This window comes from Enterobacter sp. 61D5 (assembly GCF_034107965.1).
In the GTDB taxonomy this organism is placed as follows: Bacteria; Pseudomonadota; Gammaproteobacteria; order Enterobacterales; family Enterobacteriaceae; genus Enterobacter; species Enterobacter cloacae_M.
In genome coordinates, this window is sequence record NZ_JAWNFK010000019.1 from 73,480 (window position 1) to 97,145 (window position 23,666).

Consider the following 23,666-nt stretch of genomic DNA (forward strand, 5'->3'; position numbering starts at 1 on the left):
GGGAGAGGGAACAAACACTAAAACGGTAACCGAGGTTGCCGTTTTGCTTTTACAACCTCACCGGATCAATATGCCAGATCGTGTCGGCATACTCCTTGATGGTCCTGTCAGACGAGAAATACCCCATATTGGCGATGTTATGCATCGCAACACTGGTCCACTTCTCCTGCTGACGATAAAGTTCATCCACCTTATCCTGACAGTCCACGTAGCTGCGATAATCCGCCAGCACCTGGTAGTGATCGCCAAAGTTAATCAGCGAATCCACCAGATCGCGGTAGCGGCTCGGTTCGTCAGGGCTAAACACACCGGTCGCGATCTGCGTCAGCACCTGGCGTAACTCTTCATCCTCTTCGTAATATTGACGCGGCGAGTAGCCTTTCCTGCGCAGCGCCTCCACCTCTTCCGTCGTATTACCGAAGATAAAGATATTATCTTCGCCCACGTGCTCCAGCATCTCGACGTTCGCCCCGTCAAGCGTGCCGATGGTCAGCGCGCCGTTAAGGGCAAACTTCATGTTACTGGTGCCGGATGCTTCCGTACCCGCCGTAGAAATCTGCTCAGAGAGATCCGCCGCCGGGATGATCATCTGCGCCAGGCTTACGCTGTAGTTTGGAATGAATACCACCTTCAGCTTGTCGCCAATATCCGGATCCTGGTTAACCACCTTCGCCACATCGTTGATGAGATGAATGATGTGCTTCGCCATGTAGTAGGCAGAAGCCGCCTTACCGGCGAAGATCTTCACGCGCGGTACCCAGTCGGCCGTTGGATCGGCCTTGATGCGGTTGTAATGGGTGATAACGTGCAGCACGTTCATCAGCTGACGCTTGTATTCATGGATTCGTTTAATCTGCACGTCGAACAGCGCTTTAGGGTTTGCCACCACGTTGAGGTGCAGCGCCAGCCAGACCGCCAGCCGTTTTTTGTTCAGCAGCTTGGCTTCGCGCACGGCTTTGTTCACCGTCGGGAAATCAATATGCTGTTCCAGCTCGCTCAGCTGGCTTAAATCGGTACGCCAGGTGCGGCCGATATTCTCGTCCAGCACCTCAGAGAGCGGCTGGTTGGCCAGCGCCAGCCAGCGGCGCGGCGTAACGCCGTTGGTGACGTTGCAGAAGCGCGTCGGGAAGATCTTCGCGAAGTCTGCAAACAGCGACTGCACCATCAGGTTTGAGTGCAGCTCAGATACGCCGTTGACCTTATGGCTGATGACCACCGCCAGCCAGGCCATGCGCACGCGGCGCCCATTGGATTCATCAATGATGGACGCCCGGCTCAGCAGCCCGGTATCGTTCGGGTACTGCTCCTGCAGCGTCTTGAGGAAGTAGTCGTTAATCTCAAAGATAATCTGCAGATGGCGCGGCAGGATCTTGCCCAGCATATCCACCGGCCAGGTCTCCAGCGCTTCGCTCATCAGCGTGTGGTTGGTGTACGAGAATACCTGACAGGTCACCTCGAAGGCATCGTCCCAGCTGAACTTATGCTCGTCGATGAGCAGGCGCATCAGTTCCGGAATGGATAGCACCGGGTGGGTGTCATTGAGGTGAATCGCGGTTTTCTCCGCCAGATTGGCGTAGGTTCTGTGGAGCTGATGGTGGCGGCTGAGGATGTCCTGAATGGTCGCCGAAACGAGGAAATACTCCTGACGCAGGCGCAGCTCGCGGCCGGAGTAGGTCGAGTCATCCGGGTACAGCACGCGGGACACGTTCTCGGAGTGGTTTTTATCTTCCACCGCCGCGAAGTAGTCACCCTGGTTGAATTTACCGAGGTTAATTTCGCTACTGGCCTGGGCACTCCACAGGCGCAGCGTGTTGGTGGCATCGGTGTCATAGCCGGGGATAATCTGGTCGTAGGCCACGGCCAGGATCTCTTCCGTTTCTACCCAGCGGGACTTTTTGCCTTCCTGCTGGATACGCCCGCCAAAGCGCACCTTGTAGCGCGTATTGTGGCGCTTGAACTCCCACGGGTTGCCGTACTCCAGCCAGTAGTCAGGCGACTCTTTCTGGCGCCCGTCGACGATGTTCTGTTTGAACATGCCGTAATCGTAGCGAATACCGTAGCCGCGGCCCGGCAGCGCAAGCGTCGCCAGCGAGTCGAGGAAGCAGGCGGCGAGACGCCCCAGGCCGCCGTTGCCGAGGCCCGGGTCGTTCTCTTCGTCGATCAGCTCTTCTAAATCTAACCCCATCTCTTCCAGGGCGGTTTTGACGTCGTCATAAATACCGAGCGACAACAGCGCGTTGGAGAGCGTGCGGCCAATCAAAAATTCCATCGACAGGTAGTAAACCTGACGCGTTTCCTGCGAGAGCTGGGCGCGGTTTGAGCGCAGCCAGCGTTCAACTAAGCGGTCACGCACCGCAAACAGGGTGGCGTTCAGCCACTCGTGCTTGTTGGCGATAACCGGATCTTTCCCGATGGTGAACATCAGCTTGTAGGCGATGGAGTGCTTTAACGCCTCAACGCTGAGCGTGGGTGAAGAGTAGCTAAATGGAGCGTTCATATCAGTAACTTCGCCTCGTTACATCAAGCGTTGATAGAGATCGCGGTATGACTGCGCCGCGACATGCCAGCTAAAGTCCATGGACATCGCCTGACGCTGAACGTAACGCCAGAGCGATGGACGGGACCACAAGACGAAAGCACGCCGAATCGCCCGAAGCAGCGACCAGGCATTACTGTCCTCAAAGACAAACCCGCTGGCGATACCGTCCGCCAGGTTTTCCAGAGAGCTATCGGATACGGTATCCGCCAGTCCGCCCGTACGGCGTACCAGCGGCAGCGTGCCGTATTTCAGGCCGTAAAGCTGCGTCAGGCCGCAGGGTTCGAAACGGCTCGGCACCAGGATGACGTCCGCGCCGCCCATAATGCGGTGCGAGAACGCTTCGTGATAGCCAATCTGCACTCCCACCTGACCCGGATGTTCCGCCGCGGCGGCAAGGAAACCTTCCTGCAGCACCGGGTCGCCCGCGCCGAGCAGCGCCAGCTGCCCGCCCTGCTCCAGTAAACCGGGCAACGCCTCAAGCACCAGATCCAGCCCTTTCTGGCTGGTCAGGCGGCTGACCACCGCGAACAGCGGCACCTTGTCGTTAACCTTCAGGCCCATCGCAATCTGCAGCTGGCGTTTGTTTTCCGCTTTTTCTTCCACGGAATCACGGCCATAGCGCGCCGCCAGCAGGAGATCGGTTTCCGGGCTCCAGATCTGTTCATCCACGCCGTTCAGAATGCCCGACAGGCGGCCTTCGCGATGGCGCTGTTGCAGCAAACCTTCCATGCCGTAGCCAAACTCCGGCTGGGTGATCTCACGGGCGTAGGTTGGGCTCACGGCGGTAATATGATCGGCGTAATAGAGCCCGGCTTTCAGGAACGAGATCTGCCCGTTAAATTCCAGTCCGTGCATGTTATAGAACGATAATGGCAGATCGATTTCACTCATGTGATGGGCATAGTACATCCCCTGATACGCCAGGTTGTGCACGGTAAAGACCGATTTGGCCGGATGGCCGCGCGCCGCGAGATACGCCGGGGCAAGCCCGGCGTGCCAGTCGTGCGCGTGCACCACATCCGGGCGCCAGAACGGATCCAGCCCCGTCGCCATTTCTGCCCCGACCCAGCCGAGCAGCGCAAAGCGCAGCACGTTATCGGTATAAGCGAACAGGTTCGTATCGTGATACGGGCTGCCCGGTCGATCGTATAAGTGCGGCGCGTCGATCAGGTAAATCCCTACGCCATTGTAATGTCCAAACAGCAGGGTGATGCGTCCGGCGAAGGTCTCACGGCGGGTCACCACTTTTGCATCGGGAATACCACGCCGGATATCCGGAAAGGCGGGCAGCAGGACTCGGGTATCCACGCCTCCGGCGATTTGCGCTGCCGGTAATGCACCCAGAACATCTGCCAGACCGCCCGTTTTTAACAACGGGAACATCTCAGAACATACGTGTAAAACCTGCATCATCGCTCCTGTTTGATCTGCAGCTTCCGCAACATTTCCCGTGTGACTAACACGATCCCCTCTTCCGAACGGTAGAAACGACGCGCGTCTTCTTCCGCATTCTCACCAATCACCATCCCTTCTGGAATGACGCAGGCACGATCGATAACGCAGCGACGCAGACGGCACGAGCGCCCAACCCAGACATCAGGCAGTAAGACTGCCGAATCGATATTACAGAATGAATTTATCCGCACGCGGGGGAACAGCACCGACTGCACCACCACCGAGCCTGAAATAATGCACCCGCCGGACACCAGCGAGTTCAGCGTCATACCGTGGCTGCCGGAGCGATCCTGCACGAATTTGGCCGGCGGCAGCGATTCCATATGGGTACGAATCGGCCAGTTCTGGTCGTACATATCCAGCTCAGGCGTGACTGACGCCAGGTCGAGGTTCGCTTTCCAGTACGCTTCCAGAGTTCCCACATCACGCCAGTATGGTTCCGCATTAGGGTCGGACTGCACGCAGGACAGCGGGAAAGGATGTGCATACGCCATGCCAGCTTTAGTGATTTTCGGAATGATGTCTTTACCGAAGTCGTGGCTGGAGTTTTCGTCTTTGTCGTCTTCCTCCAGCAGCTCATAAAGATAATCTGCATCAAAGACATAAATCCCCATGCTGGCGAGCGATTTGGTGTCATCGCCGGGCATGGTTGGCGGGTTCGCCGGTTTTTCAACAAAGTCGATAATTTTGTCGTCGGCATCCACGTGCATCACGCCAAACGCCGTCGCTTCAGCAACGGGCACAGGCAGACACGCTACGGTGCAGCGCGCCCCTTTTTCGACGTGGTCGATGAGCATGTGGGAGTAATCTTGCTTGTAGATATGGTCCCCGGCGAGGATCACGATGTATTCCGCGCTGTAGCGACGAATGATGTCGAGGTTCTGCGTCACTGCATCCGCCGTTCCGCGATACCAGTTCTCACCGTGGACGCGTTGCTGAGCGGGAAGGAGATCGACAAACTCGTTCATCTCTTCGCTGAAGAATGACCAGCCGCGCTGAATATGCTGAACCAGCGTGTGCGACTGATACTGCGTAATGACGCCAATGCGGCGAATGCCCGAGTTCAGGCAGTTGGAGAGCGCAAAGTCGATGATGCGGAACTTACCACCAAAGTGAACAGCCGGTTTGGCGCGCTTGATGGTCAAATCTTTCAGACGGGTACCACGCCCGCCCGCAAGTATCAGGGCGACCGTTTTTAATGGTAGCTGGCGTGCCAACATTAAGGGATCGTTCTTCTCTAATCTAACCATGACTAACTCCTTTTTTATCATCTTTGGAATACGCACACTCCGTGCGCAGGCCCGTGCCAGACAGCCATTACTACCGGATTATCCGCTCCGGCAAAGGGGGGAACGGCGCGCCACTCCCCGTCAGGTAAAACAATCTCTGCGACGTCATCCGTCGCGTTCAGCGTCACCAGCCATTTATCCGACAGCAGGATTTGCAGGCGTGGTACGCCGTGTTGCCACTCTTGCGCGCTTAACGGTTGCGCGTCTTGATTCAACCAGCGAACGTTGCCGTCACCCTCTTCCCACCAGCGGTCGGCGTTCAGCGCGGGGATCTGCTGGCGAAGATGGATTAGCGCAGCGGTAAAATGAATCAGCCCGCTGTTGGCTTCACCCCAGTCGAGCCAGGTTAACGTGTTGTCCTGGCAATACGCATTGTTGTTACCGTGCTGGCTATGGCCGTGTTCATCGCCTGCCAGCAGCATCGGCGTGCCCTGCGACAGTAAAAGCGTTGTCAACAAAGCATGAACGCTGGCGCGTCGCCGCTCGATGACGTCCAGGTTTCCGCCTAACCCTTCTATACCATGATTAAAGCTATGGTTATTGTTAGTGCCATCGCGATTCTCTTCGCCGTTTGCCTCATTGTGTTTCTGATTGAAACAAACGCAGTCCCTGAGCGTAAAACCGTCGTGTGCCGTCAACAGATTGACGGTGGCCGACGGGCGTTTGCCGTCGCGCTTAAAGAGATCGCTTGAAGCGGCAAAGCGTCCGGCGAACTCCCCCAGCGACAGATTCCGTTCCAGCCAGAAGCGGCGCGCGGCATCGCGGTAGTGATCGTTCCACTCGGCAAACAGCGGCGGGAAATTCCCGACCTGATAACCGCCTTCCCCGATGTCCCACGGCTCCGCGATGAGCTTCACCTGCGAAAGCACCGGACAGTTTTTTATCGCCTCAAACAGCGGAGCCTGCTGGCTGAACGCCGGCGTGCGCCCCATCACGGGCGCCAGGTCGAAACGAAAACCGTCGACGTGGAACGTTTCCACCCAGTATTTCAGGCATTCATAAGCAAAATGCGTGACCGCCGGATGGCTGAGGTTGAGCGTGTTACCGCAGCCGGTCCAGTTCTCATAATCGCCATCCTGCCTGATCCAATAATAGCTACGGTTATCAATTCCGCGCATGGAGAGCGTCGGACCGTCGAGATCGCTTTCGGCACTGTGGTTCAGCACGACGTCCAGAATGACCTCAATGCCCGCCGTATGGAGCGCCTTCACCGCATCGCGAAACTCGTCCCGCGCCTTTTCCGGATGGGCGGCATAGCGTGGCTCAAGCGCGAACATCGCCAGCGGGTTGTAGCCCCAGTAGTTGCTTAGCCCCAGCCGCTGCAGGCGCGGCTCGCTGGCGAAATGGGCGACGGGTAACAGCTCCAGAGCGGTGATGCCGAGGTGCTTCAGGTAGGCGATCATGGTTGGATGCCCGAGCGCCTTATAGGTGCCGCGCATCTCTTTGGGGATCGACGGGTGCAGGTACGTCAGCCCTTTAACGTGGGCTTCATAAATGACGGTATTGCCCCACGGCGTCTGCGGCGGAGCATCGTCTTCCCAGTCATAAAGATCGTTTACCACCACGCTTTTTGGCGCGACGGGCGCGCTGTCGCGGTGGTCGGGCTCGCCGTAGCCCACGTGGAAGAGCGGGTCGTCTTTAAATTCGCCGTCCACGCGGTGCGCGCACGGATCAATCAACAGCTTCGCCGGGTTAAACCAGTGGCCCTGCGCCGGATTCCACGGACCGTGTACGCGAAAGCCATAGTGCATGCCTGGCCGTCCCCCGGCCAGGTAGCCGTGCCAGGTATCCCCCGTGCGCGCGGGTAAATCGTAACGGTGCTCGTTACCTTCCCCATCAAACACGCACAGTTCTACCCGCTCAGCATGAGCGGAAAAGAGGGTGAAATTGACACCCTTTCCGTCAAAACGCGCGCCGAGCGGTTCGGGTTCACCTGCCGTAAGCTGCGTCATTCGCCCTCCCGCATCAGCCAGATGGTGCCAAGCGGCGGCAGCGTCAGGCTCAGGGAGTTGGGTCGCCCGTGGCTTTCGATGGCGTCGCTCTGTACCAGCCCGCCGTTACCGGCGTTGCTGCCGTGATAGTGCATGGAGTCGGTATTCAGGATCTCGCGCCATTTGCCCGGCTGGTTAATGCCGAAGCGGTAGTGTTCGCGCGGCACCGGTGTGAAGTTGCTGGCGACGATGATCTCGTTACCCGCTTTGTCACGACGCACAAAGACAAACACCGAGCGCTCGTGGTCGTCCACTACCAGCCACTCAAAGCCGTACGGATCGAAGTCGAGCTCGTGCAGCGCTTTGTGGTGGCGGTAGGTCAGGTTCAGGTCGCGCACCAGACGCTGCACCCCGTGGTGCCAGTTGTCGCCTCCTTCCAGCAGGTGCCAGTCGAGGCTGGCGTCGTGGTTCCACTCGCGTCCCTGTGCGAACTCATTGCCCATAAACAGCAGTTTCTTGCCCGGGAAGGCAAACATCCAGCCGTAGTAGGCGCGCAGGTTGGCAAACTTCTGCCACGCGTCGCCCGGCATGCGGTCGAGAATGGATTTTTTGCCGTGCACCACTTCATCATGCGACAGCGGCAGCATGAAGTTTTCGGTGTAGTTGTAGAGCATCCCGAACGTCAGCTTATCGTGATGATACTTACGGTGAACCGGATCCAGCTTCATGTAGTCGAGCGTATCGTGCATCCAGCCCAGGTTCCACTTGTACCAGAACCCCAGGCCGCCTGATGACGGCGGACGGGAGACGCCCGCAAAGTCGGTCGACTCTTCCGCCATGGTCACGGCACCGTCCACCTGTTCGCCGATAATGCGGTTGGTATTGCGGAGGAATTCAATCGCTTCCAGGTTTTCACGCCCGCCAAACTCGTTCGGGATCCACTCGCCCTCTTTGCGGCTGTAGTCGCGGTAGATCATCGACGCCACCGCATCGACGCGCAGGGCATCAATGCCAAACCGCTCGATCCAGTACAGGGCATTCCCGACCAGGTAGTTTGCGACCTCACGGCGACCATAGTTGTAGATCAGCGTGTTCCAGTCCTGGTGATAGCCTTCGCGCGGGTCGCTGTGCTCGTACAGCTTCGTGCCGTCAAACTCTGCCAGCGCGAAATCATCCGCAGGGAAATGGCCCGGCACCCAGTCGAGGATGACGTTCAGCCCGGCGGCGTGCGCGGCATCAATGAAATAGCGGAAGTCATCGCGCGTGCCGAAGCGGCGCGTTGGCGCATACAGCCCGGTGGGCTGATAGCCCCAGCTGCCGTCGAACGGGTGCTCGTTGACCGGCAGCAGCTCAAGGTGGGTAAAGCCCATCCATTTGGCATAGGGCACCAGCTGGTCGGCAAGCTCACGATAGCTCAGCCAGAAGTTGTTATCGGTATGGCGACGCCAGGAGCCAAGGTGTACCTCATAGACGGAGATGGGCGCGTCAAAGCGGTTGGCCTGTTTGCGCTCCTCCGTCTGGACGACCTTCTCCGGCAGGCCGCAAATCAGCGACGCGGTATCCGGGCGCATCTGCGCTTCGAAGGCATACGGGTCGGCTTTAATGCGCAGCTTGCCGTTAGCGTCGATCATCTCGAATTTATAAAGCTGCCCGGGGTGCGCTCCGGGGATAAACAGCTCCCAGATGCCGCTTTCCCGGCGCAGGCGCATCGGGTGGCGGCGACCGTCCCAGTAGTTGAACTGGCCGACAACGGAGACGCGCTGGGCGTTAGGCGCCCACACGGAGAACCGCGTGCCGGTAATGCCGTCCATGGTATCGGCATGGGCACCCAGGGTTTCATAAGGGCGAAGATGCGTTCCTTCGGAGAGCAGCCAGGCGTCCATCTCTTTAAGCAGAGGGCCAAAGCTGTAAGGATCGTCAATCAGGTTTTGCTGACCGTGCCAGAGAACGGCGAGCTGATAGCGAAAAGGGTTTTTACGGCGGGGCATTACGCCCGAAAAGAAGCCACGGGAATCGAGGCATTCAAGATTACCCACCTTGCGGCCGGTTTTGGGTTCAATCACCCAGACTTCTGTGGCATCCGGTAACAGTGCCCTAACTTCAAGGCCGTCCTCAGTTTGATGCATCCCAAGCACAGAAAAGGGGTCAGCAAAATGACCCGCAATAAGCGCATTAATCACGTCTCTATCCACACGATCGGACATGGTATTCATCCTGTTTTTTATGTCGTCCTTTTTAAGCGCTCCGGGACGACTTTTAATGTGACCTGAACGGGACAGCACAAAAATGTGCATCCATTCTGCTCCGTTCGAACCTCAGGTAAGAAATGACTCTTCCTTAAAGCATAGCCAACGCTCTAGATGACTCCTGATAAAAAATAAGACATACGCGTGTTACTCCATGTAGTACGCAAAAAAAAGGGGTGAAAATCACCCCCGGTAGTTAACAAGTTATTACGCCAGCTGGCGCAGCATGCGGCGCAGCGGCTCGGCGGCGCCCCACAGGAGCTGGTCGCCGACGGTGAACGCGGAGAGATACTCCGGCCCCATGTTCAGCTTGCGCAGACGGCCAACCGGCGTGGTCAGCGTGCCGGTAACGGCAGCCGGGGTCAGCTCGCGCATGGTGATATCGCGATCGTTTGGTACCACTTTCGCCCACGGGTTGTGCGCGGCCAGCAGCTCTTCCACGGTCGGAATAGACACATCTTTTTTCAGTTTAATGGTGAAGGCCTGGCTGTGGCAGCGCAGCGCGCCGATACGCACGCACAGACCGTCAACCGGAATGGTGTTCGCGGTCGCGAGGATTTTGTTGGTCTCAGCCTGGCCCTTCCACTCTTCGCGGGTCTGGCCGTTATCCAGCTGTTTGTCGATCCAAGGGATCAGGCCACCGGCCAGCGGTACGCCGAAGTTATCCACCGGCAGGTCGCCGCTGCGGGTCAGCTGAGTGACCTTACGTTCAATATCAAGGATCGCGGACGCCGGGTTTGCCAGCTCGGTCGCGACGCTCTGGTGCAGCTGGCCCATCTGGGTCAGCAGCTCGCGCATATGACGCGCGCCGCCGCCGGACGCCGCCTGGTAGGTCGCCACGGAGACCCATTCCACCAGATCCTGCGCGAACAGGCCGCCGAGGGACATCAGCATCAGGCTGACGGTACAGTTACCGCCGACAAAGGTTTTCACGCCGTTGTTGAGGCCGTCGGTGATGACGCCCTGGTTTACCGGGTCGAGAATGATGATGGCATCGTCTTTCATGCGCAGCGAAGAAGCCGCGTCAATCCAGTAGCCCTGCCAGCCGCTTTCACGCAGCTTTGGATAGATTTCGTTGGTATAATCGCCGCCCTGGCACGTCACAATAATGTCGAGTGCCTTCAGCGCTTCCAGATCGTAAGCATTCTGCAACGTGCCTGTGGTACCACCAAAGGACGGAGCAGCCTGGCCGAGCTGGGAAGTGGAGAAGAAGACCGGGCGGATAGCGTCGAAATCGCGCTCTTCAACCATGCGTTGCATGAGTACAGAGCCGACCATACCGCGCCAGCCGATAAAACCAACGTTTTTCATAGCATTTTTTTCCTGCTGAGGGTGTGTGCTGATTGTGCAAGCCAGTATTGAACTGGGATATGCTTCACATTACAAAATGCTGCCAAAGTCGCAAGCGAAATTAATCGATGATTGCCCGGCAATCAGAAAAAGCGCTAATCATCGGAATAACACTACTAAGTATCAGGGATAATTTAAAGATGAGTGAAATCATTTCCGCGGCGGTTTTATTGATCCTGATTATGGATCCACTGGGAAACCTGCCTATCTTCATGTCGGTGCTGAAGCACACCGAGCCGAAGCGCCGCCGGGCGATCATGATCCGCGAGCTGCTCATCGCCCTGCTCGTGATGTTTATCTTCCTGTTTGCCGGTGAAAAAATTCTCGCGTTCCTGAACCTGCGCGCCGAAACCGTTTCGATTTCCGGCGGGATTATTCTGTTCCTGATTGCCATTAAGATGATTTTCCCGAGCGCGGAAGGCAGCAGCAGCGGCCTGCCTGCGGGTGAAGAGCCGTTTATCGTGCCGCTGGCGATTCCACTCGTCGCCGGGCCAACGATTCTGGCCACGCTGATGCTGCTGTCGCACCAGTATCCGAATCAGATGAGCCATCTGGTGATTGCCCTGCTGATCGCCTGGGGCGGGACGTTTATCATCCTGCTGCAGTCGTCGCTGTTCCTGCGCCTGCTGGGTGAGAAAGGGGTGAACGCGCTGGAACGCCTGATGGGGCTGATTCTGGTGATGATGGCAACGCAGATGTTCCTGGACGGGATCCGCGCGTGGATGAAAGGATGACTTTCTCCCTCTCCTCGTGGGAGAGGGCCGTGGTGAGGGCATCAGGCCGCAGAGGACTACCCATCTACCCCTTACGAATCAAATACCGGTACGGAAGCGCTTCGGTCTGCTGTGCCACCAGTTCATGCTCCATAAAGGTACAAAAGCCGGGAATATCGCGGGTTGTGGCCGGGTCATCGGCAATAATCAGCAGCGTTTCACCGGTCTGCATGTTGCGCACGGTCTTACGTACCATCATTACCGGTTCCGGGCAGCGAAGGCCCTGGGCATCAAGAGTGTGGTCTGGGCTGGAAAACAGGTCGGTCATGGTCTTCTCGGTCTGGTAAAAACGGCTGTAGTTTACGCCCGGTTGCGATCAATGCAAACCAGGTTAACGATTGCGTAAAAACTAACCATTGCAATGTCCTGTCAAAGCAGTATCATGCTGCGGTTTTTATTGGGTTCCCTCACCCCAACGTCTAAAAAGGTCACAATATGACGTCGTTTTCTGAATCACAGCGCGTAAAAGCGTTGTTCTGGCTTTCGCTTTTCCATTTGCTGGTGATCACCTCCAGCAACTATCTGGTGCAGCTCCCAATCTCCATCTTTGGTTTTCATACCACCTGGGGCGCATTCAGCTTCCCGTTTATTTTCCTCGCGACCGATTTGACCGTGCGTATCTTTGGCGCACCGCTGGCTCGCCGTATTATTTTTTCGGTCATGCTCCCGGCGCTCTTCATCTCGTACGTAGTTTCGTCACTGTTTTATATGGGAAGCTGGCAGGGCTTTGAGGCATTAACCCACTTTAACCTGTTTGTTGCCCGTATCGCCGCGGCAAGCTTTATGGCCTACGCGCTGGGGCAGATCCTCGACGTGCATGTGTTTAACCGCCTGCGTCAGAATCATCGCTGGTGGATGGCGCCAACCGCCTCCACGCTGTTCGGTAACGTGAGCGATACGCTGGCCTTCTTCTTCATCGCCTTCTGGCGCAGTCCGGATGCGTTCATGGCTGAACACTGGATGGAAATCGCGCTGGTGGACTACTGCTTCAAGGTGCTCATCAGCATTGTGTTCTTCCTGCCGATGTACGGCGTGCTGCTCAATATGCTGCTGAAAAGACTGGCAGATAAATCTGAAATCACGGCATTGCAGGCTGGTTAAGGGTTCGCTTTATCAGTTGTGATAAGATGAGCGAATGAGCCGTTATGGCCGTTTATCGAAAGGAAGAAGTCAATGCGCAATCTGGTTAAATATGTCGGGATTGGCCTGCTGGTTGTGGGTCTTGCAGCCTGTGATAACAGCGACACGAAAACGCCTGCTCAGGGCGCATCCGCAGAGAGCAACGCGACCGGCCAGCCGGTGAATCTGATGGATGGCAAACTCAGCTTCTCTCTGCCAGCCGATATCACCGATCAGAGCGGCAAGCTGGGGACCCAGGCGAATAACATGCACGTTTACTCCGACGCAACCGGGCAGAAAGCGGTCATTGTGATTGTGGGCGACGACACCAGCGAAGATCTGGCCGTCCTGTCCAAACGTCTGGAAGATCAGCAGCGCGGCCGCGATCCTCAGCTGCAGGTCGTGACCAATAAATCCATCGAGCTGAAAGGCCACACGCTGCAACAGCTCGACAGCATCATTTCTGCAAAAGGCCAGACAGCCTACTCTTCTGTGGTGCTGGGCAAGGTTGATAACAAACTGCTGACCCTGCAGATCACCCTGCCAGCGGAAGATCAGCAGAAAGCGCAGACGGCTGCTGAAAACATCATTAACACCATCGTGATCCAGTAACGCTTCACGATGATGACGTGGCCTCCGGTGCCTGCACCGGGGGCCATTTTTTTAGCCGCCACGTCAGCAGCAGCGCAATCACCACCAGTCCCGCCGCGGCAAGATAGATCACCGGAACTCCTGCCCAGGCCATCACCAGCCCCGCCAGCGGGCCGGTAATCCCTAAAGACATATCCATAAATACCGTATAGGTCGCCAGCGCCGCCCCCTGATTCTGCTGCGGCACGGCTTTTACCGCCACCACGCCCAGCGCCGGGAAGACCAGGGAAAAGCCAGCCCCCGCGAGGAACACGCCCACTTTCGCGACCCAGGGCACCATCGCAATTCCGGTCAGCAGCAGCCCGACAATCTCTATCGCAAAGCAGATCATCGCCACATTCAGCCCGCCAAGACGGTTGATGCCGTTAGGGAAAAGCAGGCGGGCGCCAACAAACGCACAGCTAAACAGGGTTAACGCAAAGGCTGCGCCGTCCCAGCCTTTGGCGTCGTATAACAGGGTAATGAAGGTCGCAATCACGCCGAAGCCGGTAGTCGCCAGCGCCAGCGCCATGCCGTACGGCCAGACGCGCCCCAGCACCGCCCGAAACGGCAGCGGCTTGCCTTTGCAGGCCTTCACTTTCGGGCGCGGCAGCGCAAAGAGGATCGCCAGCAGCGCGACCGCCATAATGGTGATGGCCAGCCCATACAGCCCGCCCAGCGCATAGCAGGCCACGCCGAGCGGCGCCCCGAGCGCCATCGCACCGTAGGTAACAATCCCGTTCCAGGAGATCACCCGGCCAATGTGCGGCGCGCCTACCACACCCACTCCCCACAGCGTTGAGCCGGTTCCCGCCAGACTTTGCCCGATGCCAAGAATAACGCGGCCCAGGCAGAGCAGCGCCAGGCTGACCAGCGGCCAGTGGCCGGTGGTGGCAGCCAGCAGGTAGCTCAGACCACTGAGGAAACAGCCGCACAGTCCCACCACCACGATGCTTTTTGGACCGAACATGTCCGCGTAGCGCCCGGCATGCGGGCGGCTGAGGAGCGTAGCGAAATATTGCAGGCTTATCACCAGCCCCGCCCAGAAGGCGCTGAAGCCCATCACGTCATGGACATAGCCCGGCAGGACCGCCAGCGGCAGGCCAATGGTCAGATAGCTGGCAAAGTTGAAAATAACAACGGAAACGATGCGCAGATTGAGGCGCAGTCCGCTCAGTGCCGGTTCAGCGGCAGGTTCGGGCATGGGGTTCTACCTGGATTTTTTACAACAGTGTTTCACTATTACCACGGCGCAATAAGAAAATCAGCCCCGACTTTCAGATTAACGGTGCCAGACGAAGCGAAGCCCGGGCACTACACTTATCGGGTCATCATATTAAGGAACACGCATGATCGCTAACCCGTCCGACAAAGCAGGACTCCACATCTTATTAAAACTCGCCTGTCTGGTGGTTATCCTTGCGGGTATCCATGCTGCCGCTGACATTATTGTTCAGCTCCTGCTGGCGCTCTTTTTTGCCATCGTGCTTAATCCTCTGGTCACCTGGTTTTTACGCCGGGGCGTCAGCCGTCCGGTAGCTATCACCATCGTCGTCATCGTGATGCTTATTGGCCTGACGGCGCTCTTCGGCGTGCTGGCGGCATCGCTGAGCGAATTCTCCACCATGCTGCCGCAGTACAACAAAGAGCTGACGCGTAAAATTGTCGCGCTGCAGGAGATGGTGCCCTTCCTTAATCTGCATATCTCACCCGAACGGATGCTGCGCAGGATGGACTCCGAGAAGGTCATGACCTACGCCACCACCTTGATGACGGGGCTTTCCGGCGCGATGGCCAGCATTCTGCTGCTGGTCATGACGGTGGTGTTTATGCTGTTCGAAGTTCGCCACGTCCCCTACAAGCTGCGCTTTGCGCTGAACAATCCACAAATTCACATTGCCGGCTTACACCGGGCATTGAAGGGCGTCTCCAAATATCTGGCGCTGAAAACGCTCCTGAGCGTCTGGACCGGGGTGATTGTATGGCTGGGACTGATGCTGATGGACGTACAGTTTGCGCTGATGTGGGGCGTGCTGGCCTTTCTGCTGAACTACGTGCCCAATATTGGCGCGGTGCTTTCCGCCGTACCGCCGATGATTCAGGCGTTTCTGTTTAACGGCTTCTACGAATGCATGCTGGTCGGCGCGCTGTTCCTCGTGGTGCATATGGTGCTGGGCAATATTCTTGAGCCGCGCATGATGGGACACCGTCTGGGCATGTCGACGCTGGTGGTATTTTTATCCTTACTAATTTGGGGATGGCTGCTGGGCCCGGTCGGTATGCTGCTGTCGGTCCCCCTTACCAGCGTATGTAAAATCTGGATGGAGACCACCAAAGGCGGCAGCAAGCTGGCGATCCTGCTCGGGCCGGGGAGGCCGAAAAGCCGATTACCCGGGTAACGGACCTGCCTGTACAGGTAGGTTTAAACCGTCAGTAATACACCATGAATTACCGCGCCCCTAATCCGTCGCGGTATTTTTATTTGCGTTAAGGCGATATTCATTCCGGTTTTAATTACGCCGCGCGCATTACGTTCAAACGCAATTCATGATTTAACGCAAATTATAAAAAATGAAATCCTTATTTATTTTCCATGTTATTATTCCCGCCTTCGCTTCAACGTAATGTAAACATTAATATTGATTAAAAATTACACCTGGCGATAACAAAAAGCCGGATGAGTATTATTTGTAAAAACCACTGCCTTTAATTGTTATTATTGATATGGAGTTGTTGATGAAAAAGATCGTTAAATGGTGTGCTGCTGCCGTATTCGTTGGCGCGCTGGCAGGCTGCGCGCGTACCGCGCCAATCGCTCAGGTTCACTCTATTGTAAGCGCAGGCCATACTGCCGATCAGGTAAAAACGGCAATATTGAAAGCAGGCCAAAAACGCGACTGGATCATGACGGAAACCGGCCCGGGAATGATTAAGGGGCGTCTGCAGTCACGCGATCACTCGGTTCAGGTGAGTATTCCGTACACGGCAACAAGCTATTCAATCAACTATGAAAACAGCCTTAACCTGAAAGCGGCAGACGGTAAAATCCACAAAAATTATAACCGCTGGGTGAATAACCTCGACCACGATATTCAGCTGAACCTCTCCGCTGGCGCCGCGCTGTAATATTTTTCTAAAGTCGGGCTGCGTATGGCCCGATAACCTCTCTTTATTGCCCTCAAAGGTTACGCAGGAATGTACGAAAAGGACACACTCAGCGCACTGGATGCCATTACCGAAGCGCAACGCATCGCCTTTGCCCCGATGTTATTCCAGACTGCGCTTTGTCTGCGTAACTCAGGCGTTCTCGCCTGGCTCGATAAACAAGGAAAAGAGGGGGCAAGCCTCGAGGAAATAACCGAACACAGCACGCTCGGCAGCTATGGCGTCAGCGTACTGCTGGATATGGGATTAAGCGGTCGAATCGTTACCCAACAGAATGGACGTTATTTCCTGGCGAAAGTGGGCCATTTTTTACTGCACGACGAAATGACCCGCGTAAATATGGATTTCACCCAGGACGTTTGTTATCAGGGGCTATTTCACCTGGCGGACGCCCTGCAGGAAGAAAAACCGGCCGGATTAGCCGTGTTTGGCAACTGGCCAACCATCTACCCGGCGTTATCCCAATTACCTGCTGCGGCGAAAGAGAGCTGGTTCGCCTTCGATCATTACTATTCTGACGCCGCTTTTGACGCTGCTTTGCCATATATATTCGCAAGCTCGCCGACAAAATTGTACGATGTGGGCGGAAATACGGGTAAATGGTCGTTACGCTGCTGCCGCTATGACGAAAATGTTGCCGTGACGATCCTCGATCTGCCGCAGCAGATAGCGCTGGCGCAGGAAAACATCGCAAAAGCAGGTTTTTCTCATCGTATTGCATTCCATGCTGTCGATATGCTTAGCCCAGCAACATTGCCGGGTGACGCCGACGTCTGGTGGATGAGCCAGTTCCTGGATTGTTTCTCTCCGGATCAGATTGTCGCCATGCTGACGCGCGTCGCACAGGCCATGAAGCCAGGCGCACGTTTGTGCATCATGGAGCTTTTCTGGGATGCTCAGAAATTTGAAGCAGCCTCTTTCAGCCTGAATGCCACCTCGCTCTATTTCACCTGTATGGCGAATGGTAATAGCCGGTTTTACAGCGTAGAGAAGTTTTATCGCTACCTGGAGAGCGCAGGTTTTAGCGTTGAACAGCGGCTGGACAACCTTGGGGTCGGTCATACCCTGCTGATATGCACCAAACGTGAACAATAGAGCAGCTTAGCTGCCCGGGTGGCCCAGCCTGCCCTTTGAATACGGTTTTTTTCGCGGACGCGCGTAGATGAAATTTTCACTGAACATTATCGACTGGCAGGCGAGAGCGCCAGGACTCAGCGATGCCACAGAGTGGCAGGCGTGGTCGCGCCTGCAGCTGACCGTCGATCCAGCGGCCCCGCTTCCCCGCCTGACCGCTTTACCCATGATGACCGCGCGCCGCCTCAACTCAGGCAGTAAGCTGGCGGTGGATATTGGTCTTGCCATGCTGCAAAACCACGCCATTGATGCCGTCGTCTATTCCAGCCGCCACGGCGAGCTGGAGCGCAACGACCGTATTTTGCATGCTCTGGCGACCGGGCAGTCCGTTTCACCCACCGATTTCGCGATGTCCGTGCACAATTCCGCGGTCGGTAATCTCACGATCACCGCACGCCAGGCCATCGTCTCGTCATCCATTTCTGCCGGGCTGGACACCTTCCAGCAGGCTTTATGCGAAGTGCTGAGCCTGCTGCAGGCGGGCTATTCCCGCGTCCTGCTGGTCGATTTTGACGGCGCGCTGCCGGAATTTTACCATCCGGCGCTACCGCCGCAGATGCCCACCTGGCCGTACGCGCTGGCGCTGGTGATTGAATCCGGCAACGGAATGCAGTGTGAAACCCACAGCGGCAGCACGGGTGAAGAACCCGCCCTGCCGCAAAGCCTGTTGTTCCTGCAGCGCTATCTCAGCGAGGAACGTCAGTTTGTGGTGCCCGGCGAACGTTTGCTGTGGCAATGGACGCGCGCATGAACCGCCTGGCTGCCCGTATCAACTGGCTATGGCGTCTGGTGATGACCGGCTTCTGCTTCGCGCTGTTTGGCGTGGGCGGGCTGTTGCTGTCGCTGGTCTGGTTCAACCTGCTGCTGATCGTCCAGCGCGACCGCGCCAGCCGTCGCCGCCTGGCGCGTCGCAGCATTGCGGCCAGCTTCCGCTTCTTCCTGACCGTGGCCCGCGGCCTCGGCGTACTGGACTATCGCATTCACAATCTTGACGCGCTGCGCAGCGATCGGGGTTGTCTGGTGGTGGCAAACCATCCAACGTTAATAGACTACGTGATTCTGGCGTCGGTGATGCCCGAAACCGACTGCCTGGTGAAAAGCGCGCTGCTGCGCAATCCCTTTGTCAGCGGCGTCATCCGCGCGGCGGATTATCTGATTAACAGCGAAGCCGAGCCCCTGCTCGCGGCCAGCCAGCAGCGTCTGGCTCAGGGCGACACGCTTTTAATCTTCCCGGAAGGCACGCGTACCCGGTTTGGCGAGGCTATCTCCCTCCAGCGCGGCGCGGCAAATATCGCCGTGCGCTGTAACAGCGATCTGCGGGTGGTGCTGATCCACTGTAGCGAACACCTGCTGGATAAAAAAAGTCACTGGTATGATGTACCGCCAGAAAAACCTGTTTTCACCGTGGATGTCCGCGACCGCGTGAACATCGACGAATTTTACGATGCAAATGAACAAGAACCGGCGCTGGCGGCAAGGCAGTTAAACCGGCATCTGCAGCATCGATTAACATCAGGCCTTCAATCTTTGTCAGGAATTAATGATGCAAGCGCTTTATCTTGAAATTAAGAATCTCATTATCACCACGCTGAATCTGGACGAGCTTACCGCAGAGGATATTGATACCGATGCCGCGCTGTTTGGCGATGGGCTGGGTCTGGACTCCATTGATGCGCTGGAACTGGGTCTGGCGGTAAAAAACCAGTATGGCGTGGTGCTTTCTGCCGAAAGCGAAGAGATGCGCCAGCACTTCTTTTCCGTCGCCACGCTGGCGTCCTTTATCAACGCTCAACGCGCCTGAGATGTGAACGATGACTGAACAAGAAACCATTTACCAGGAAGTCTGCGGCCTGCTGACCAGGCTCTTTGAAATCGACCCGCAGGACATTACGCCCGAAGCCCGTCTTTACGAAGACCTGGAACTGGACAGCATTGACGCGGTGGACATGATTGTTCATCTGCAGAAAAAAACGGGCAAGAAAATCAAGCCGGAAACCTTCAAGTCGGTTCGTACCGTTCAGGATGTGGTTGACGCCGTCGAACAGCTTCTGCGCGAAGAGTAAGGCCTCGTGCGTGGTGGACGGACGTTCCCGGTCATCCCACTGCTGACGGGGCTGATGCTGCTGGCGTGGCCCTTCCTGATTGGATTTGGGCTAACCCACAACAGCCTGCAGTGGCTGTTGCCGGTGATGGCGCTGGTATTGCTGCTGCGGCTGCGCCAGGCGCGACGGAACGCTGGCCCGATGCGGTATGTGGTGCAGTGCGTGGCGTTCGCGGGCATCGCGCTCTGCGCGGCCAGCTACCTGCTGAAAACCCACCAGTGGCTGCTGTTCTACCCGGTGGTCGTCAACCTTGTGATGCTGGCCGTGTTCGGCGGTTCACTGTGGACCGCGATGCCGCTGGTCGAGCGACTGGCGCGCCTGCGCGAGCCAAACCTGCCCCCGGAGGGCGTGCGCTATACCCGCAAGGTGACCCTCGTCTGGTGCGGCTTTTTCATCGGAAACGGCGCGATGGCGCTGTTCACCGTGCTCCACGGCGACATGCATCTGTGGACGCTGTGGAACGGTATGGTGGCCTACATCCTGATGGGGACGCTGATGGCGACAGAGTGGCTGGTGCGCCAGCGGGTGATTAAAAAAGAGATGCACAATGACTAACCCCCTTCCGCTGGGCCAGTGGTTAAATGCGCCCCGCCCTGACGATACGCCCGTTGCCTGGCTTGACGATCGTACCTGGACGCTTGGCCAGCTGCGCCACGACGTGACCTTGCTGGTCGACACCCTGCGTCAGCAGGATGGCGAGCGCTGGGCGCTGTGCTTTGAAAACAGCTACCTGTTTGTCGTTGCGCTGCTGGCCTCGCTGCACGCCGGTAAAACGCCGGTCATTCCCGGCCATAGCCGCGTCTCGCAGCTTGAAGAACAGCAGTCGTTGTTTAGCGGCGTTCTGAGCGATCGGACTCTCGGTTTCCATGGCAAGCTGATTGTGGTGGCCTCCAGCCATCAGACGGCTAGCCGCTGGGCGCCCCTGCCGGCCATTGACGAAAGCCGCTTCGTTGAGCTGTTCACCTCCGGCTCCACGGGTACCCCGCGCCGGGTGATGAAGCACATCGTCAGCCTGGATCGCGAAGCCCGTCTGCTGGCTGACCGCTTCGGCGAGCGTCTGGCCGGCTGTAGCGTTGTCGCCTCGGTCGTACCGCAACACCTGTACGGCCTGTCATTCCGCATCGTATTGCCGATGGCGCTGGGGCTGCCGCTGCATGCCGCGATGCTCTACTACGCTGAACAGCTGGCCGCTCTTCCTCATGACAGACATTACCTGTTCATCAGCAGCCCGGCGTTCCTGAAGCGCCTGGATACGGAACTGCCCGCGCCGCCCGTCAGAATGCTAATTTCAGCAGGGGGCATGCTGCCCTGGTGTGACGTTTCCACCACCGCGGGCTGGCTTAACATCTGCCCGGATGAAATTTATGGCAGCACCGAAACCGGGATCCTCGCCTGGCGCCATCGCCAGCAGGATAACGTCCCGTGGATTGCCTTCCCCGGCGTTATCTTCCATCAGGAAGATGACGCCTGTCGCGTCACGTCGCCACTGATCCACGAGGCTGAAGGACTCCAGCTGGACGATATCCTGCACTTCGACAGCGAGGGGCTGTTCAGCATCGCCGGTCGTCGCGGGCGGGTGGTCAAAATTGAAGAAAAGCGCATCTCGCTTAACGAGATCGAACGTCGCCTGCTCGAAATCGACGGCATTTGCGAAGCGGCTGCGCTGCCGGTCACGCGCGGGGGCCGTCAGGGGATTGGCGCACTGCTGGTGCTGGACGAAGCGGTTCGCCAGCGCGGCTATATGCAGGATAAAAAAGCGCAGGAGTTCGCCTGGCGTCGCGCCCTGCTGCCGTGGCTTGAGCCGGTCGCCGTTCCGCGCTACTGGCGCATTGTCGATGAAATGCCGGTAAACAGTATGAACAAGCGTGTCTATGCGCAGTTAGAGGAGTTATTTCATGAAAATTCCTGAAATTGAGCGCCGCCAGACACAGCCGGAGAAGCTGGAAATCATTTTGCATCTCGACGCGGCGCTGTTCTGGTTTCAGGGCCATTTTGCCGTACAGCCGCTGCTGCCCGGCGTTGCGCAGCTTGACTGGGTGATGCACTACGCCACAACGTTACTGGCGCCGGGCTACCGCTTTCACAGCATTCAAAACGTGAAGTTCCAGGCGCCTCTGCTGCCGGAAACTACGGTGACGCTGGTGCTTGAGTGGCATGCCGAACGTCAGATGCTGACCTTCAGCTACCAGCGTCACGCCGGGGCGGAGCGCCATACCGCCAGCAGCGGGAAGATTCGGCTATGTCAGTGATCTTTCGCCCCTGCGTGCTGATCCCGTGCTACAACCACGGCGCCATGATCGCCCGCGTGCTGTCGCGTCTCGCACCGTTCTGCCTGCCGTGCCTGGTGGTGGATGACGGCAGCGAAGCGATCACCCGTCAGGAGCTCGAGCGCCTGGCGGCGGAGCAGCCACAGGTAACGCTGGTCCGTCTGGCACAAAACGCCGGGAAAGGTGCCGCGGTCATCAGGGGGCTGGAGGAGTGCGCGCGCGCGGGCTATACCCACGCCGTGCAGGTGGACGCGGACGGTCAACACGCCATCGAAGATATCCCCAAACTGCTGGCGCTGGCGGAGCGCCACCCGGACGCGCTGATTTCCGGCCAGCCCATTTACGATGATTCCATTCCACGCTCGCGACTCTACGGACGCTGGGTAACCCACGTCTGGGTGTGGATTGAGACCTTATCCCTGCAGCTTAAAGACAGCATGTGCGGCTTTCGGGTCTACCCGGTCTCGCCCACGCTGCGGCTGGCAGCGCGTGAAACGCTCGGCAAACGGATGGACTTTGACACCGAAGTGATGGTCCGTCTCTACTGGCAGGGTAACACCAGCATCTTTCTGCCCACCCGCGTCACCTACCCGCAGGACGGGTTGTCCCACTTCGACGCGTTGAAAGATAACGTGCGGATCTCCCTGATGCATACCCGGCTGTTCTTCGGCATGCTGCCCCGCATGCCCGGCCTGCTTTTCCGTCGACGCCGCCAGCACTGGGCGCAGCAGGACGAGGTCAAAGGCCTGTGGGGGATGCGCCTGATGCTGCGCGTCTGGAAGCTGATGGGGCGCCGGGCCTTTACCGTGCTGCTGTGGCCGGTAATTGGCGTGTACTGGCTTATCGCGCGTCCGGCGCGGCAGGCCTCGCGGCAGTGGATTGGAAGGGTGAAGCAAGAGCTGCGTCAGCGGAACATGCCCGTTCCCCCGCGGCTCAACAGCTTTTTCCATTTCATGCGCTTCGGCAACGCGATGCTGGATAAAGTCGCCAGCTGGCGCGGTGAGCTGAAGTTTGATCGCGACGTGGTCTTTGCCCCCGGCGCGTGCGAAACGCTTAATATCGCGGCGCCGCAGGGCAAGCTGCTGCTGGCCTCGCATCTTGGCGACGTTGAGGCCTGCCGGGCGCTGGCCCAGCTGGACGGCAGCAAAACTATCACCGCCCTGGTCTTCAGCGAGAACGCCCAGCGTTTTAAGCAAATCATGAGCGAAATGGCGCCCCAGGCGGGCGTGAATTTGATGTCGGTTACCGACATCGGCCCGGACACCGCGATTGCCATCAAAGAGAAGCTTGAGCGGGGAGAATGGGTCGCGATTGTGGGCGACCGCATCGCGGTCAATCCGCAGCGTGGCGGCGAGTGGCGGGTGATCTGGAGCCCGTTCATGGGCCAGCCAGCGCCGTTCCCACAGGGGCCGTTTATCCTGGCCTCCATCCTGCGCTGCCCGGTGGTGCTGATCTTTGCCCTGCGCCAGCAGGGTAAGCTCGTACTGCACAGTGAACCGTTTGCCGACCCACTGCGCCTGCCGCGCGGCGAACGCCAGCAGGCGCTGCAGGAGACCGTCGATCGCTACGCGCAGCGGCTGGAGCATTACGCCCTCCTGTCGCCGCTCGACTGGTTTAATTTTTTCGATTTCTGGCATCTGCCAGAGTCCAGAGAGAAGGAGTAAAG

22 protein-coding genes are annotated in these 23,666 nt (G+C 57.7%); 14 read left to right on the forward strand and 8 right to left on the reverse strand.

Annotated elements, in window-relative coordinates:
- Positions 1-49: 49 nt before the first annotated feature.
- From glgP to asd, 6 genes are all read right to left on the reverse strand, one after another.
- Positions 50-2,497: a glycogen phosphorylase gene (gene glgP, locus UTM25_RS17400; RefSeq protein ID WP_194401401.1), complete on the reverse strand. Its 2,448-nt coding sequence runs from the start codon at positions 2,495-2,497 to the stop codon at positions 50-52.
- A gap of 18 nt (positions 2,498-2,515) precedes the next feature.
- The gene (gene glgA, locus UTM25_RS17405; RefSeq protein ID WP_194401400.1) at positions 2,516-3,949 is read right to left on the reverse strand and encodes a glycogen synthase GlgA; all 1,434 of its coding nucleotides are present in this window, start codon (positions 3,947-3,949) and stop codon (positions 2,516-2,518) included.
- Positions 3,949-5,244 (reverse strand): glucose-1-phosphate adenylyltransferase, encoded by a 1,296-nt coding sequence (gene glgC, locus UTM25_RS17410; protein ID WP_023333724.1) that lies wholly within the window; start codon positions 5,242-5,244, stop codon positions 3,949-3,951. Before glgC ends, glgA begins: the two co-directional genes overlap by 1 nt.
- A 17-nt stretch (positions 5,245-5,261) precedes the next feature.
- Positions 5,262-7,235 (reverse strand): glycogen debranching protein GlgX, encoded by a 1,974-nt coding sequence (gene glgX / locus UTM25_RS17415; protein WP_194401399.1) that lies wholly within the window; start codon positions 7,233-7,235, stop codon positions 5,262-5,264.
- Positions 7,232-9,418, reverse strand: a complete 2,187-nt coding sequence (glgB, locus tag UTM25_RS17420) for a 1,4-alpha-glucan branching enzyme (RefSeq protein WP_033147085.1) — start codon at positions 9,416-9,418, stop codon at positions 7,232-7,234. Before glgB ends, glgX begins: the two co-directional genes overlap by 4 nt.
- A gap of 249 nt (positions 9,419-9,667) precedes the next feature.
- Positions 9,668-10,771 (reverse strand): aspartate-semialdehyde dehydrogenase, encoded by a 1,104-nt coding sequence (asd, locus tag UTM25_RS17425; protein WP_194401398.1) that lies wholly within the window; start codon positions 10,769-10,771, stop codon positions 9,668-9,670.
- Between the two features lie 179 nt (positions 10,772-10,950).
- Here asd and yhgN point away from each other — a divergent pair, with 179 nt between their 5' ends.
- Positions 10,951-11,544, forward strand: coding sequence for an NAAT family transporter YhgN (gene yhgN / locus UTM25_RS17430; protein ID WP_003861574.1), 594 nt, complete (start codon positions 10,951-10,953; stop codon positions 11,542-11,544).
- A 64-nt stretch (positions 11,545-11,608) separates the two neighbouring features.
- Here yhgN and tusA read toward each other — a convergent pair whose 3' ends face one another.
- On the reverse strand, positions 11,609-11,851 hold the full coding sequence (gene tusA, locus UTM25_RS17435; protein WP_008503071.1) for a sulfurtransferase TusA: 243 nt from the start codon (positions 11,849-11,851) through the stop codon (positions 11,609-11,611).
- Positions 11,852-12,018: 167 nt separating this feature from the next.
- Between tusA and UTM25_RS17440 the strand changes: the two genes are divergently transcribed.
- Together UTM25_RS17440 and UTM25_RS17445 are read left to right on the forward strand one after the other, a co-directional pair.
- Positions 12,019-12,684: a 7-cyano-7-deazaguanine/7-aminomethyl-7-deazaguanine transporter gene (locus UTM25_RS17440; RefSeq protein ID WP_023309514.1), complete on the forward strand. Its 666-nt coding sequence runs from the start codon at positions 12,019-12,021 to the stop codon at positions 12,682-12,684.
- Between the two features lie 72 nt (positions 12,685-12,756).
- Positions 12,757-13,314 (forward strand): DcrB family lipoprotein, encoded by a 558-nt coding sequence (locus UTM25_RS17445; protein WP_194401397.1) that lies wholly within the window; start codon positions 12,757-12,759, stop codon positions 13,312-13,314.
- A gap of 4 nt (positions 13,315-13,318) precedes the next feature.
- Here the strand turns inward: UTM25_RS17445 and UTM25_RS17450 are convergent, their stop codons facing one another.
- Positions 13,319-14,536, reverse strand: coding sequence for an MFS transporter (locus UTM25_RS17450; protein ID WP_194401396.1), 1,218 nt, complete (start codon positions 14,534-14,536; stop codon positions 13,319-13,321).
- A gap of 145 nt (positions 14,537-14,681) precedes the next feature.
- Here UTM25_RS17450 and UTM25_RS17455 point away from each other — a divergent pair, with 145 nt between their 5' ends.
- From UTM25_RS17455 to UTM25_RS17505, 11 genes are all read left to right on the forward strand, one after another.
- Positions 14,682-15,731 carry an AI-2E family transporter gene (locus tag UTM25_RS17455; RefSeq protein ID WP_023309517.1) on the forward strand — a complete coding sequence of 350 codons (1,050 nt, stop codon included), beginning with the start codon at positions 14,682-14,684 and terminating at the stop codon, positions 15,729-15,731.
- Between the two features lie 337 nt (positions 15,732-16,068).
- A complete protein-coding gene (locus UTM25_RS17460; RefSeq protein WP_023309518.1) occupies positions 16,069-16,458 on the forward strand; it encodes a hypothetical protein in 390 nt (129 codons plus the stop codon).
- Positions 16,459-16,527: 69 nt separating this feature from the next.
- A complete protein-coding gene (locus tag UTM25_RS17465) occupies positions 16,528-17,592 on the forward strand; it encodes a methyltransferase (protein WP_047646814.1) in 1,065 nt (354 codons plus the stop codon).
- Positions 17,593-17,659: 67 nt separating this feature from the next.
- Positions 17,660-18,382 (forward strand): beta-ketoacyl synthase chain length factor, encoded by a 723-nt coding sequence (locus tag UTM25_RS17470; protein ID WP_194401395.1) that lies wholly within the window; start codon positions 17,660-17,662, stop codon positions 18,380-18,382.
- Positions 18,379-19,194, forward strand: coding sequence for a lysophospholipid acyltransferase family protein (locus UTM25_RS17475; RefSeq protein ID WP_033146839.1), 816 nt, complete (start codon positions 18,379-18,381; stop codon positions 19,192-19,194). The genes UTM25_RS17470 and UTM25_RS17475 overlap by 4 nt, the downstream gene beginning before the upstream one ends.
- A complete protein-coding gene (locus UTM25_RS17480; protein WP_008503081.1) occupies positions 19,175-19,432 on the forward strand; it encodes a phosphopantetheine-binding protein in 258 nt (85 codons plus the stop codon). The genes UTM25_RS17475 and UTM25_RS17480 overlap by 20 nt, the downstream gene beginning before the upstream one ends.
- A 10-nt stretch (positions 19,433-19,442) precedes the next feature.
- Positions 19,443-19,694, forward strand: coding sequence for an acyl carrier protein (locus tag UTM25_RS17485; protein WP_008503082.1), 252 nt, complete (start codon positions 19,443-19,445; stop codon positions 19,692-19,694).
- 6 nt (positions 19,695-19,700) lie between these two features.
- Positions 19,701-20,288, forward strand: a complete 588-nt coding sequence (locus UTM25_RS17490; protein WP_133551034.1) for a hypothetical protein — start codon at positions 19,701-19,703, stop codon at positions 20,286-20,288.
- A complete protein-coding gene (locus tag UTM25_RS17495; protein ID WP_194401394.1) occupies positions 20,281-21,642 on the forward strand; it encodes an acyl-CoA synthetase in 1,362 nt (453 codons plus the stop codon). Before UTM25_RS17490 ends, UTM25_RS17495 begins: the two co-directional genes overlap by 8 nt.
- Positions 21,629-21,982 carry a (3R)-hydroxymyristoyl-ACP dehydratase gene (locus UTM25_RS17500; protein WP_023309524.1) on the forward strand — a complete coding sequence of 118 codons (354 nt, stop codon included), beginning with the start codon at positions 21,629-21,631 and terminating at the stop codon, positions 21,980-21,982. The genes UTM25_RS17495 and UTM25_RS17500 overlap by 14 nt, the downstream gene beginning before the upstream one ends.
- Complete coding sequence (locus UTM25_RS17505) at positions 21,973-23,664, forward strand: glycosyltransferase family 2 protein (protein ID WP_194401393.1); 1,692 nt, start codon at positions 21,973-21,975, stop codon at positions 23,662-23,664. Before UTM25_RS17500 ends, UTM25_RS17505 begins: the two co-directional genes overlap by 10 nt.
- Positions 23,665-23,666: the final 2 nt, after the last annotated feature.